The organism is Chenggangzhangella methanolivorans (genome assembly GCF_019797865.1).
GTDB classification, from domain to species: domain Bacteria; phylum Pseudomonadota; class Alphaproteobacteria; order Rhizobiales; family Methylopilaceae; genus Methylopila; species Methylopila methanolivorans.
On record NZ_CP081869.1, the window covers coordinates 184,398 to 198,048 of the forward strand.

Sequence of the window (13,651 nt, forward strand, 5' to 3'; positions counted from 1 at the left end):
CCGGGTTTCCGACAGAAGGATTCGTCGGTAGGCTGCACGCCCCCCGAGCCCGCTGACGCAGCCATGATCACGAACCTTCCCACCCGGGAGAGCCTGAACAACGTCGCACTGCGGATCTACTTCCGCGCGTGGAGCGACCTCCTCGACGTCTGGACGGACTTCGCGCTCATGTTCGAACAGACGTTCGACGTCGGGACGGCCGTCAAGGACTGGCCGACCGAATGGGAGGACTACCTAGTCGCAGCCCAGACCGACCTTCAGTCGATCTCTTCATTGCTGCAGCAGTCCGTGGAGCTGGCGCTGAAGGCGAGGGTCTGCGCGGTCAGCCCCTACCTGCTGTTGCTCGACAGCGCCATGAACCTCTCCGCCTCGCCCAAGTCGATCGACTTCTCGGAGTTGAGGACGCTCGACGCCGTCGACCTGCCGGGGGCGGTCAACACGCTGACGGACCAGCCCGTCTCGGACGAATTCATAACCGCTTACACGCAGCTCCGGTCGCGACGGAACAAGATCACGCATCTGGGTGAGGCGGGCGTGACGATGACGCCTGACGAACTCATGCGCCTTGCGGTGTCGCTCTACGTCGCCGTGTGGCCCGGCAGGCAGTGGCTCGCCGACCGACTGGATTTCGCCGACCCGAGGGCGGCATGGCTGCACGACGGGAAGTACACTTCGACCCACATGGTCGTGCTCCACGAGTGGCCGGCCGTCGTCAGCTTGCTGAAGAAAGGCGAGTTCAAGGCTCTGTTCGGACAGGAAAAATCGCGTCGACGCTATCTCTGCCACGACTGCGTCTACGAAGGCGACACCCGGTATGCCGGGCTTGAGAAGCCAGGATGCGGGACCGCCTACCTCGATGAGTCGGGCACGGTGCTCACCTGCGTCATGTGCGGGCAGACGTCGAAGGTCGAGCGGCGAAAGTGCACAAGCTGCCCGGGTGACGTGATCGCGGACAACGGGGACGACTGGGTGGGGCACTGCCACACCTGCGGAGAAGAGCTCAACGCCTAACTTCTCAGGGAGTCGGTATCCCGAGCTTCTTCATCTTCTCCCAAAGGGTCGTCCGGCCGACGTCGAGAAGGCGAGCGGCCGCTCCGGTCTCTCCGTTCGATGCCGCGAGGGCTCGCAGGATGTGACGTCGCTCAGTGTCCTGGCGAGCCTGCTCGAGGGAGGGGATATCCCGACCGGCCTCGGAAGTCTCACCCTTCTCCGGGAACAGGTCTGCGGGCATGATCCACGGCCCGAGTGCGAGAGCGGCAGCGCGCTCCACGCGGTTGCGGAGCTCGCGAACGTTGCCCGGCCAGTCGTGCGCCAGCGCCGCTTCCTCGGCCAGCGCGCTGAGCCCCCTGGGCGCTTCGGGAAGCGAAGCGGAGAACTCCGTGAACGCCCGGTCCAGCAGCCAAGGGATGTCGTCGGCTCGATCTCGAAGCGATGGCATTCGTACCGACACGACGTTGATGCGGTAGAAGAGATCCTCGCGGAAGCGCCCCTCCTTCACCCGCGCGCCGAGGTCGGCGTTCGTCGCAGCGACAAGCCTTCCGTCGAACTTCAACGGCTTCTCGCCGCCGACGCGCGAGAAGAAGCGGTCTTCGATCAGCCGAAGCAGCTTGGCTTGGAGGTCGAGCCTTAGGTCGGCGATCTCGTCGAGGAACAGCGTGCCTCCTGATGCGCGTTCCGCGTACCCCATGTGCCTGCGCGTGGCGCCGCTGAAGGCGCCCCGTTCGTGGCCGAACAGCTCGCTCTCTAGGAGGTCCGCCGGGATCGCCGCGCAGTTGACCGCCATGAACGAGGCAGGTTTGAGCGAAGCGGCCGAGTGCAGGAACCGGGCGGCCACGTCCTTGCCCGTCCCGGTCTCGCCGCCGATCAGCACCGTGCTTCCCACCTTCGCCACACGGCGGAGCAGGGCCTCGACCTCTCGCATGGCGGTCGACACCCCGATGAGCCTTCGGCCGTGGGCGCCTCGCTCACGATGCCGGACAGGCGGTCGAGGAAGTCCTCCATCTCGAACGGCTTGGTGACGTAATCGCCCGCGCCCGACCTCATCAGCCTCACCGCTTGGTCGATGTCCGCGTGGCCCGTGATGAACAGGAACGGCGGCGCCGAGGATCCTGAAGTTGCCTTGAACACGTCCTCGCCGTTCAGGTCCGGCAACCGGATGTCGCAGATGACGGCGTGGCGGCGCTCCTGGCCCATGCCCGCCACCGCCGAGGCGCCGTCCTTCCACCAAGTCACCTTAGCGCCCTCGAGCGTCAGCCGCTGGACGAGGCTCTCGCCCATGATTGGATCGTCCTCGACGATCCCGATGGATCGGCGTTCAAGCGACATCGGCGAGCACCTCGTCTCGGGCAAGTGGCACGACCATGCGGACGAGCGTCCCGCCTCCGGGCAACGTCTCGGTCTCGAGCACGCCCCCGATCTCGGCCACCAGACCCCGGGTTGTCCAAAGCCCGAGCCCAGCGCCCGCGGTGGGGAGCCGGTCCGGTTCTGTCAGCATCGCGGCGGCCTCGACGGGCAGACCCTCGCCGCGGTCCCGCACCTCGAACGTGACCGACTCCCGCGTGCCGACAACGGCGAGCTCCACGACGGACACGTGCGGCGCGGCCGCGATCGCGTTCAGCAAGATGTTGAGCAATGCTTGCCGGACGGGACCGCTCGGGATCGGGACCTCAGCGGCCAGTCTGGCGGTGACCGTAACCCGAACGGACTCCCGTCGCGCCTCCGCCGCCACGAGCACGAGCAGGTCGTCGACGTCGTCTGGCCTTAGGTTCCGCGCCCCCTCCCGGGGACGGTGGACCGCAAGTGTTGTTCGGACGACGTCGCGTATCCCTGCAAGCCCGCGTTCGAGCAGGCCGATCGCGCCGTCGCGGGCCGCGGGAACGTGACCGTGCGATCGGAGCGTCGAGAGCGCGTTGAACAGGCCGCCGAGCGGGTTGTTGATCTCGTGCGCGATCGAGGTAGCCAGCCGTCCGAGGCTGCCGAGCCTCTCCTCCTCGGCGAGGCGCTTGCGCAGCTCGTCGCGCTCCGTGATCGAGGTGGACAGGCCGTTGTAGGCCCGGAACATCCGCCGGAACTCACCCGGCTTCGCTCGACTTCCCAGTCCGCGATCGGGACGGCGACGCCGTCCGACGACGCCCCGAGGTGCTCGGTGAGAACGCGGACGGGTCGCATCATCCGCGCGACCACCAGCCAGCCGGCGGCGGCGAAGAATGCCACCAGGATGCCGTTAGTGACCAGCAGGGTCGCTATCACATCGCGTCTCTCGGCGGCGAGGTGGCTCGTGTCGAATGTCGCGTAGAGGTGCCCGATGGTGCGGCCGGGATAGGACAGCTCGCGGTGGGCCCGGGCGGTGGCCGATCCGCTCTCATATGCGAATGGACGAGACTCGCTTGGCACGAAGGCGGACCCGACCGCGTGGGACCGCGGGTCGGAGGCGGCGATCACCGCGCCACGCGGATCGGTGACGACTGCCTCGGAGGGCCGGAGGCCTTTGTACTGGTCCCGGGCGCGCGCGATCGCGTCGTAGACCTCCCAGACGTCGTCCCTTAGTACGGACGGCCCGACCGCCGAGGACAGGCCGTCGAGATAGCCTTGGGCGAGTTCACGAAGATGGCGTTGCTGGATGTCGCCAAGGCGGTCGAGCACCCGCTCCGACAGCACTGCCCCCGCTACTAGCATGAGGATGGCGACCGCGACCGGTACCTTGAACGTGATCGGCCAGCGTCTCGGGTCGACCCTCATGTCGCTATCCCGCAGCCGCGACCATCGCCGCCTTGGCGGCGATCGCGTCATAGAGACCCAGTGGCTCGCTCGCGAAGCGATCGAGCTTCAGCAGTGCAAGCACTGCTCGGCCGTCGGCGTCGCCGTCCATGCCGAGTAAGGCTGCCTTCAGGGCGTTGAGGCGGCCTGCGTCCGGCGGTGACGCCGGCGCGGCGATAGGCGGGAAGCCGAGCCATTCCGACGTGCGCAGGACCCTGGTGCGGGCGACGAACTTCGGCTCCAGCTCCGAGACGACGTCGTAGACATAGCCGTCGACCGACCCGGAGGCGGCGAGGCCCGAGGACACCGCCTCGATCACGTTGCGATGCCCGTAGGTGAAGAACGAGCGTGAGAAGAAGGTCTCCGACCGCTCGCCGAGTTCGGCGAGGGCCGCGCGCGTGCAGAGGAAGCCGGAGTTCGAGTCCGGGTCGGAGTAGGCGTGGATGTCCCCACGCAGCGCGGCGATGCCGCCGGCCTTCCGGTCCCGGTCGACGATCACGTAGGCGCGGTATAGGGGTTGCCCCCTCCAGACGGGCGTCGCGACGAGCTGGAGCTCGGATCGGTGGGCGACGAACGGGAAGCCGCAGATCCAGGCTGCGTCGAGCTGGCCCGCCACCAGCATCGCGGTCACCTCTTGGTAGGTGCGCCGCGTGACGAGCTCGACCGGACGGGTGGTGGCCTTTTCGAGGTAGGCCGCCAGACGTCCAGTGAGCTCGAGATCGGACGACAGGAAAACCGGGGTGAGGCCGACGCGTATCGGCGCCGCGGCGCTCGGCGAGCCTGCGGCCACGCATGGCAACAGCGTCAGCGTCCCCATCAGGATCGCGCGCCTGTCGACGATGGGTGCAACCACCTCTCGCCCTCACTACCGTTCGACGAAGAAGGCTAGCAGAGATGGAGGTTGCGTCGAATTGTATTTGCCAGTGGGCGATCGAGGCAAAATTTTCACCCAGCGGCTACCGATAGCTTTTGCCCACTTCAGCCACATGCCTGCAGCATAGAGTTTAGCCCAATTGGCCGTCGTAAGCTTAGCGACGGTCAATTGGGCTAAACTGGGCCGCTTCAACGTTCTTTTAGGCGAAACCGCGCGGACGCAATTGGCTAAGGCTCATTGATTCAATTACCTTTTTTCCAATGAAACGTCGATCTTATGGAATAGGCCTCATCCCGCCGATCAGTCAGGATCAAAGCTTCGGACGGGTCGCCTGCGGATCGACGAACGGCTTCAGGGAGACGCTCGCCGGGACGAGCGCGCCGGCGACGTCGAGCTGATAGTCTCCGCTCATCACGAACTGCGCGTCGACGCCGCCCGGGTCGCGGACGTAGCCATAGCCGATCGGCCGTCCGATCGTGTGCCCGAAGCCGCCGCTCGCCAGCCAGCCGACGCGCTTGCCGTCGCGCAGGATGGTCTCGCGGCCCAGAAGGATCACGTCCGGGTCGTCGACTGTGAAGCCGGCGAGCAGGCGCGGCAGCGGCTCGCCGGCCTGCTCGACCAGCGCGGCGCGGCCGAGGAACGGAGTTTCGGACTTCAGCTTCACCGCCCAGCCGAGCCCCGCCATCCGCGGCGTGTGGTCGGGGCCGATCTCGGCGCCCCAGGCGCGGTAGCCCTTTTCGAGCCGCAGCGTCTCGATCGCCCGGTAGCCGGCGAGCGCGAGCCCATGGGGCCGGCCGGCCTCCGTCAGCGCCTCGTAGACGGTCGCCGCGAACTCGGTCGGGACGTGAAGCTCCCAGCCGAGCTCGCCCACATAGGTGACGCGCAGCGCGAGCGTCGGCGCGCCCGCGACCGAGATTTCGCGCACCGTCCCGAACGGAAAAGCGGCGTTCGACAGGTCGTCGGGCGAGATGGCCGACAGCACGTCGCGGGCGCGCGGGCCGAACAGGCTGAGCACGGCGCGCGAGGCGGTGACGTCGACGAGATGGGCGTCGCAATCCTCCGGGATGTTCTTTGATATCCAGTCGAAGTCGCGGGTCGCGAAGCCCGTGCCGGTGACGATGTAGAACCGGTCCTCGGCGAGGCGTCCGACCGTGAGGTCGCATTCGACGCCGCCACGGGCGTTCAGCATCTGGGTGTAGGTGAGCGCGCCGACGGGCTTGGCGACGTCGGCGGCCGCGATCCAGCTGAGCGCCTTCTCGGCGTCGCGCCCGACCATCAGGAATTTCGCGAAGGACGACTGGTCGAAGAGGGCCGCGCGCGCTCGCGGCACGCCTCGTGCTCGCGCTTGACCGCCCCCACCAGTTCGGGCGGCCGTAGGAGTATCGGTCGTGGGCGTCCTCGCCCTCGCCCGCGAACCAGTTCGGCCGTTCCCAGCCGAGCTTCTCGCCGAACACGGCGCCCGCCGCCTTCAGCCGGTCGTAGAGCGGCGAGCGGCGCAATGGGCGGCCGCTGTCGTGCTCTTCGGAGGGCCAGGCCATCGTGTAGTGCTTGGCGTAGGCCTCGAGCGTGCGGGTCTTCACCCAGGTCTCGTCGCGATGGTTCAAGCCGAAGCGACGGATGTCGACGGGCCAGAGGTCGTAGGGCGCTTCGCCCTTGGCGACCCATTCGGCGAGCGCCATGCCGGCGCCGCCGCCGGACGCGATGCCGAAGGCGTTGAAGCCGCAGCCGACATAGACGCCCTTGGTCTCGGGCGCCGCCCCGAGGATGAAGTTGCCGTCGGGCGTAAAGCTCTCCGGGCCGTTGATCAGCTGCTTGACGCCCGCGGTCTCGAGCGCCGGCACGCGTCCGAGCGCGAGCTCCATGATGGGCGAGAAGTGGTCCCAGTCCTCGTCGAGCAGCGAGAACGAAAAGTCCTTGGGCGGCCCGCCGGGCGTCTCCCAGGGCAGCGGATTCGGCTCGTAGCCGCCCATCACGAGGCCGCCGACCTCTTCCTTGTAATAAGTGAGCCGGTCGGGATCGCGCAGCGTCGGCAACCCGCGGGTGACGCCCTCGATCTGCTCCGTCACGATGTACTGGTGCTTCACGGCGGTCAGCGGGATGTTGACGCCCGCCATCCGGCCAAGCTCGCGCGACCAGAGGCCGGCGCAGATCACCAGCTTCTCGCAAGCCACCCGACCGTGATTGGTGACGACCGCGACCACGCGCCCGCTCTCGATCTCGACGCCCTCGACCGAGACCTGCTCGCGGATCGTGACGCCCGCCATCCGCGCGCCCTTGGCGAGCGCCTGGGTGATGTCGGAGGGGTTCGCCTGCCCGTCGGTCGGCAGGAACGCCGCGCCGACGACGTCGTCGACGCTCATCAACGGCCAGAGGTCCTGCGCTTCCTTTGGCGTGAGGAGCTGCATCTCGAGCCCGAACGAGCGCGCGGTAGTGGCCTGCCGCTTTCACCTCGGTCCAGCGGTCCTTGTTGCAGGCGAGGCGCAGGCCGCCGTTCATCTTCCAGCCGGTCGCAAGACCCGTCTCGGCCTCCAGCTCCTTGTAGATCCGGACGGATTCGCCGAGCAGCTGGGTGATGTTGGCGCTTGTCCGCAGCTGCCCGACGAGCCCGGCGGCGTGCCATGTCGAGCCTGAGGTCAGCCGGTCGCGCTCGATCAGCAGCGTCTCAACGCCAAGCTTGCCGAGGTGATAGGCGGTCGAGCAGCCGACGATGCCGCCGCCCACGACGACGACCTTGGCGGATGAGGGCAGTTCGGTCATGCGGAACCCATGTCTTCGAAGCGGGCGAGCGCGCGCTCGAAACGCGCGAGGTTTTCCGCCGTGTAGGCGCGGTAGTCGAAATCGAGCGTCGAGTGGATCTCGGAGACCATGCTCCAGAGGCTCTCGCGCAAGAGCGAGGCCACCTCCATGGCGGCGAGTTTCAGACGGAGCGCGTCGTCGGGCGCGCGGCCGTAATAGATCGCGAGCAGCCGTTCGCGCTCGGCGTCCGAAAACCCGTTGTTCGACGCGAGGTTGGCGAGGTCGAACAGCGGGCTGTTGAAGCCGCCGTAGTCCCAGTCGATCAGCCAGATCTTCTGGCCGTCGTCGATGAAGTTGCCGGGCAGCAGGTCGTTGTGGCCGAACACGATCTCGGTCGGACCGACAGTCGCCTCGATGCGTTCGGCGACGGCCGCGAGGCGGGGCAAGTCGGCCGAGAGGCGGTGGCCGGCCTCGGCGAGCTCCGCGAGGTAGCTGCGCAGGATGTGGAAGGTCCAGAAGGCGAGCGCCGGCCCGCGCAGGCGCGCCGTCACCTCGCGATGGGACGTCCGGATCAGCTCCGCCACGCGCGGCAGTTCGGCGCGGACGTCGGCCTCCGAAAAGGTGCGGCCCTCGACGTGGTCGATGACCATCAGCCCGTGCTCGATATGCCGGACGGCGGGCGAGACGCCGGCGGCTTCCGCGGCGAGCGCCGCGGCGCGCTCGTTGAAACCGCAGGCAATTGTGCAGCGGGATGTCGTCGCCGAGCCGCACCACGAACTTCCGCCCGTCGTCCGTGACGAGGTAGTTGCGGTTGGTGATGCCGCCCGTGAGCGGCCGCGGGTCCACCTTCCCCGTCCAGAAGGCGAGCGACCGCACGCGTTCGAGAGCGGCGTCGGTCATGCGCCTAGCCCCCGGCGGCGCTTCATCTTGGCGGCGGCGGCCGAGACCAGACGGTCCGCGATGATCGCGATGAAGGCGACGCACAGTCCCGCCACCAGCCCCTTGCCGACGTCGGCTTTCGCAAGCGCGGAGTAAGTCTCCTGGCCGAGGTCGCGGGTGCCGACGAGCGCGGTGATCACGAGCATCGAGAGCGCCAGCATGATGGTCTGGTTGATCCCGAGCAGGATCTCGGGGAGCGCGAGCGGCACGCGCACGCGCGTCAGGATCTGGCGGCGCGTGCATCCGGTCATGGTCGCGGCCTCGATCAGCGTCGGCGGCACGCGCGCGACGCCATGGGCCGCGTAGCGGATCGCAGGAGCCACCGCGTAGAGCACGATCGCGATCAGCGCCGTGAAGTCGCCGACGCGGAACAGCATGACGATCGGGATGAGATAGACGAAGGACGGCAGCGTCTGCAGCAGGTCGATCACGGTCTCGACCGCGCGCCACAGCCTCGGCCTCGTCGCCGCCGCGACGCCGACCGGCACGCCGATGAGGCACGCGACCACCACGGCGACGCCGCAGAGATAGACGGTCAGCATCGCCACCTGCCAGAGGCCGGTCGTGGCGATCGCGAGCGCGAGCGCGCCGAGCCCCAGGCCGAGCCGCCAGCCGCCGAGCCGAAGCCCCGCGATGACGACCAGCGCGACGACCCAGGCCCAGGGCAGCGCGAGCGCGAAGCGTTTCGCCGGCGCCAGCAGGTTGAGGAACGCGAAGGTCCGGATGGCGTCGAGCGTCGCGTTGAACGTGACGTTGATCCAGCGGACGAGATCGCTCCAGTACGGCGCGGTGGACAGCTTGAGAGCGTCCGGATAGCGCGCGATGTCGGGGACGATCGCGGCCAGGATCCAGAGCGCGCCCGCGAGCATGAAGGCGGCCTGCAGGGCTGAGCGCTTGCGGCGCGCCGTCTGCTCGTCGCGCTCCGGCGGACGGCCGGTCTTGACTGCGAGCGCCTGGGCGAAGCGGTCGAGCAGGATGGCGAGCACCGTGATGGCGAGCCCGGCCTCGAGGCCTTCGCCGATCTTGAGCGCGCGCAGCGCCGACAGCACGTCGAAGCCGAGCCCGCCCGCGCCGATCATCGAGGCGATGATCACGACGTTGAGCGAGAGCATGATGACCTGGTTGACCCCGACCATGAGGGCCGGCAGCGCGGAGGGAACCAGCATCTTCCAGGTGAGCTGCCGGCGCGTGCAGCCGGTCATCGCGCCGAGCTCGCGGATCTCGTCCGGCACGGCCCGGATCGCAATGATCGTGACGCGCACCATCGGCGGCATGGCGTAGACGATCGTGGCGATCATCGCCGACACCGGCCCGAAGCCGAACAGGATCAGCATCGGCAGCAGATAGGCGAAGACCGGCATGGTCTGGGCGAGGTCGAGCATCGGCGAGACCGCCCTCTCCGCCCATCTCCAGCGCACGCAGGCGAGACCGATCAGAAGCCCGCCGACGGCGCCGAGCGCGCTCGACACCAGCACCGAGGACAGCGTCACCATGGCCCCGGCCCACTGGCCGAACACCGCGAGGTAAAGCAGCCCGGCGCCGATCAGCGCCGCGAGCCGCGCGCCGCCGACCTTGTAGGCGGCGGCGACGCCCGCGATCAGCGCCGAGAACCACGGGATCGCGGGCGCGATCGTCACCGCGTCGGCGCCCCGGCCCCAGCCGATCCCCTCGGCCAAGACGGCCTTGGCGGCGGCGAGCGGCAGGTCCAAAACCCAGGCGACCGCGCGGAACAGGTCGCGCACGGTGAACAGCCCGAAGCTCGCCACCTCCATCAGCCAGCGCATGAAGGTCGAGATCCACGCCGCCGTCGGGATCTGCCAGGCGGCCGGATATTTGGTCATCCACGCCGGCAGCGCGCCGTTCGGCAGGTTGACCAGCACGATGGTGACGACGAGGAGCGCCGGCCAGAGCAGCCGGCCAAGCGGAAAGGAGCGTCGGACGGCCGGGGCGGACAGGGCCGCGTCGGTCATGGCGCGACGCCTCCAGATACCCTCTCCCGTTTGCGGGAGAGGGTAAGGGTGAGGGACGTCAGCGCCGAGGTTTTAGACAGAGCTCTTGCGGAACGCCCGCAACGTCGCCGTCCCCCCTCCCCCTTGCGGGGAGGGTAAGGGTGGGGGTGGCTCAGGACAGGGCGCGATCGTTCGGCGTCGAGCGGCGTCGAGGGTTTCTTTCTATTCGGAACCACCCCCACCCCCGACCCCTCCCCGCAAGGGGGAGGGGGGAAGAGCGCGCCCTGCCCTGCCCTCGCCCTCACGCCGCGACCTTCCGCTCTCGGCCGACCAGCACGTCGATCATCGCGAGCCGGTCCACCACCCCGATGACCTCGCCGCGCTCGACCACGGCGAACGGCTTTTCGGAGCTCTCGACGTCATGGGCGAAGCTCGCGATGCGGCTTCCGGCGTCGATCCGGCCGGCGAAGTCGCTCGCGCCCGCGACCGGGGCCATCACCGAGCGGGCGGTCAGGATCTTGGCGCGCGGGGCGTCGCGGGTGAAGGCGCGGACGTAGTCGGTGGCGGGGTTCAGCACGAGCTCCTCGGCCGAGCCGATCTGCGCCACGCGGCCGTCCTTCATGATCGCGATGCGGTCGGCGATCCGGACCGCCTCGTCGAAGTCGTGGGTGATGAACACGATGGTCTTCTTCAGAAGACCCTGAAGCCGCAGCACCTCGTCCTGCATCTCGCGGCGGATCAGCGGGTCGAGCGCGGAAAACGGCTCGTCCAGGAACCAGAGGTCCGGCCCGACCGCGAGCGAGCGCGCGATGCCGACGCGCTGCTGCTGGCCGCCCGAAAGCTCGCGCGGGAACCGGTCCTCGCGGCCCCCGAGACCCACCAGCTTGATCATCTCGAGCGCACGCGCCTCGCGTTCGGCGCGCGGCCGCCCCTGCACGTCGAGCGGGAACGCCACGTTGCCGAGCACGGTGAGGTGCGGCAGCAGCGCGAAGTTCTGGAACACCATGCCCATCTGGTGGCGGCGGATGCGGATGAGCTCGTGCTCGGGCATCTTCGCGAGATCCCGCCCCTCGAACAGGATCTCGCCCGCGGTCGTGGGCGTGAGGCCCGACAGGCACCGCACCAGCGTCGACTTGCCGGAGCCCGACAGGCCCATGATCACGAAGGTCTCGCCGCGGGCGATGTCGAGGTCGACGTCGATGACGGCCGGGACGATCCCGGCCGCCGAGAGAGCCGCGGCGTCGGCGGAAAGCCTGCCGTCGGTCACGAAGCGCTCGGGCCGCGCGCCGAAGAGTTTTGCGACGCCGCGCGCGGCGAGGATGGAGTCAGGCATCGGATCGGCTCACATGCCGCGAGATCGAAACCTACCGCCGTCATGCCCGGCGGCGGCCGGGCGTCCACGAATTTCTAAGATCGCAGAGCGCTGCGACGAAGTCGTGGATGCCCGCGCAAAGGCGCGGGCATGACAGCGGAACGGGCGGCGCGAGAAAAGCATCAACGCCGATCGGTCACTGGATCCACTTCTTCCAGCGGTCCTCGTTCTTGGCCATCCAGTCGTCGACCACCGCCTCGACCTTCTGGCCCTCAAGATCGACCTTGGCGGCGAGCTCGCCGATCTCCTTGTTGTCGAACGTGTAGGCCTTCACGGCCTTGTAGGCCCCCGGCCACTTGTCCTTCATGCCCTGCCAGACGGCCTTGTAGATCGGCCCGCGGGGCTTGGCGCAGTCGTACTTGGCGTCCTTGTTCACGCCCCAGGCCGGATCCTCGTAGCAAGCCTTCTCGTAGGGCGGGAACTTGATCCACTCGCCCTTGAACTTGATCGGCGCCCAGTGCGGCGCATAGATCCAGAGCAGGATCGGGGCCTTACGATCGTAGGCCGACTGCAGCTCGGCGAACATCGCCGCGTCCGTGCCCGCGTGCACCACCTCGAACGGCAGGTCGAGCGCCGCGACGCGCTCTTCGTCATAGCCGCCCCAGGTCACTGGGCCGCCGAGATACCGGCCCTTCGGCGCGGTCTCCGGGGTGGAAAACACCTCGGCGCATTCCTTCAGCGCCTTCCAGTCCGGCAGGCCCGGGCACTTCTCCTTCATGTATTCCGGGAACCACCAGTCCTCGATCGCCTGCATGCCGGTCTCGCCGACATTCTCGACGCCGCCGGCCGCGATCGCCTCGTCCATCGCCTCCTTGGCGGTGGTGGCCCAGACCTCCATGGCGACGTGAAGGTCGCCGGTCCGCATGCCGGCGAACTGCGCGAGATAGTCGGCCTGGACGTAGTCGACGTTGTAACCGGCCTTCTTCAGCGTCTCGCCCATGATGCGGGCGGTGATCAGCTGGCCGGTCCAGTCGTGCAGGGTGACCTTGATCGGGTCCTTGGACTCCGGCGCGGCCGTGGCGGCGCCTGTCGTCCCGGCCATGGCGAGCGCGACGAGCCCCGCCGTCATTGCGCGCGTCAACTGATGCAGCATGCCCGTCTCTCCTCAGAGGTTCGCAGGTCGCTCCCGCCGCACGGCTCCAATGCAGTTTGGGCGCCAGTTTTGCTGATGTCCACGTTTGATGTGGGAATGACGTTGAGTTGACCCCAGCCTTCCCACAAAATGCCCACGGAATAATCCCGCCGAGCCTGCGAATGAGACAAAGCCCGAGACAGCGCGCGATCTTCGACCTCGTCCGCGACGAGGACGTCACGCGCGTCGTGGATCTCGCGGACCGGCTCGGCGTCTCGGACGAAACCATCCGGCGCAACATCAAGGCGCTGGTCGAGCATGGGCTGCTGACGCGAAGCCATGGCGCGGTCGAACTCGCCGGCGCCGCGGTCGAACCGCCGTTCCGAAGCCGCATGCGGGTGAACGCCGCCGCCAAGAAGGCGCTCGCGGCCGTGGTCGCCGGGCTGGTCGAGGACGGCCAGACCGTGATGATCGACGCCGGCTCGACCACGGCCTATGTGGCGCAGGCGCTCGAGCTCCGGCGGGGGCTCACCGTCATCACCAATTCGCTGGAGATCGGCCGCCATCTGCTCGAGCGCGGCGAGGCCCGCGTCTATCTCGCGGGCGGAGAGATGCGCGCCGAGCTCGGCGCCGCGGTCGGAGCCGACGCCGAAAGCTTCATCCGCAGGTTCCGCGCCGACGTCGCGATCCTGTCGATCGGCGGCGTCGACGCCCGCGCCGGCTTCACCGACTTCGACCTCGACGAGGCGCGGATCGCCCGGTCGATGATCGAAAGCTGCGAGCAGACGATCGTCGCCGGCGACAGCTCGAAGTTCGGCCGTCGGGCTCCGGTCGCCGTATGCGACGCTTCGGAGGTGAAGACGGTCGTAACCGACGCCGCCTCCGCCGCCGATATCGGAGAATGGCTGTCGAGGCACGGCGTCGCGGTGACGACGCCGGCGCGGCGATCCTGA

The 13,651-nt window shown here is 68.4% G+C and carries 9 protein-coding genes and 2 pseudogenes; 2 read left to right on the plus strand and 9 right to left on the minus strand.

What is annotated here, in order from left to right; translation table 11 throughout:
- Positions 1 to 63: 63 nt before the first annotated feature.
- A complete protein-coding gene (locus tag K6K41_RS00955; protein WP_261403567.1) occupies positions 64 to 1,011 on the plus strand; it encodes a hypothetical protein in 948 nt (315 codons plus the stop codon).
- Between the two features lie 4 nt (positions 1,012 to 1,015).
- Here the strand turns inward: K6K41_RS00955 and K6K41_RS00960 are convergent, their stop codons facing one another.
- The 9 genes and pseudogenes from K6K41_RS00960 to K6K41_RS00995 form a co-directional block, all read right to left on the minus strand.
- On the minus strand, positions 1,016 to 1,921 hold the full coding sequence (locus tag K6K41_RS00960) for a sigma-54 interaction domain-containing protein (RefSeq protein ID WP_315855259.1): 906 nt from the start codon (positions 1,919 to 1,921) through the stop codon (positions 1,016 to 1,018).
- Entirely contained in the window at positions 1,864 to 2,325 is a 462-nt protein-coding gene (locus K6K41_RS29210; RefSeq protein ID WP_315855120.1) for a response regulator, read from the minus strand. The genes K6K41_RS00960 and K6K41_RS29210 overlap by 58 nt, the downstream gene beginning before the upstream one ends.
- The gene (locus K6K41_RS00965; RefSeq protein WP_261403568.1) at positions 2,315 to 3,061 is read right to left on the minus strand and encodes a sensor histidine kinase; all 747 of its coding nucleotides are present in this window, start codon (positions 3,059 to 3,061) and stop codon (positions 2,315 to 2,317) included. The genes K6K41_RS29210 and K6K41_RS00965 overlap by 11 nt, the downstream gene beginning before the upstream one ends.
- Before the next feature lie 681 nt (positions 3,062 to 3,742).
- On the minus strand, positions 3,743 to 4,609 hold the full coding sequence (locus K6K41_RS00970; RefSeq protein WP_315855121.1) for a substrate-binding domain-containing protein: 867 nt from the start codon (positions 4,607 to 4,609) through the stop codon (positions 3,743 to 3,745).
- Positions 4,610 to 4,940: 331 nt separating this feature from the next.
- Positions 4,941 to 7,387: pseudogene (locus K6K41_RS00975) on the minus strand (GcvT family protein).
- Positions 7,384 to 8,266 (minus strand): annotated as a pseudogene (locus K6K41_RS00980) (phosphotransferase). Before K6K41_RS00980 ends, K6K41_RS00975 begins: the two co-directional pseudogenes overlap by 4 nt.
- The gene (locus K6K41_RS00985; RefSeq protein WP_261403569.1) at positions 8,263 to 10,275 is read right to left on the minus strand and encodes an ABC transporter permease; all 2,013 of its coding nucleotides are present in this window, start codon (positions 10,273 to 10,275) and stop codon (positions 8,263 to 8,265) included. The pseudogene K6K41_RS00980 and the gene K6K41_RS00985 overlap by 4 nt, the downstream one beginning before the upstream one ends.
- Before the next feature lie 280 nt (positions 10,276 to 10,555).
- Positions 10,556 to 11,587 (minus strand): quaternary amine ABC transporter ATP-binding protein, encoded by a 1,032-nt coding sequence (locus K6K41_RS00990; protein ID WP_261403570.1) that lies wholly within the window; start codon positions 11,585 to 11,587, stop codon positions 10,556 to 10,558.
- A 175-nt stretch (positions 11,588 to 11,762) separates the two neighbouring features.
- On the minus strand, positions 11,763 to 12,719 hold the full coding sequence (locus K6K41_RS00995; protein ID WP_261403571.1) for an ABC transporter substrate-binding protein: 957 nt from the start codon (positions 12,717 to 12,719) through the stop codon (positions 11,763 to 11,765).
- Positions 12,720 to 12,880: 161 nt separating this feature from the next.
- On the opposite strand from K6K41_RS00995, the gene K6K41_RS01000 reads away from it, so the two are divergent.
- Entirely contained in the window at positions 12,881 to 13,651 is a 771-nt protein-coding gene (locus K6K41_RS01000; protein ID WP_261403572.1) for a DeoR/GlpR family DNA-binding transcription regulator, read from the plus strand.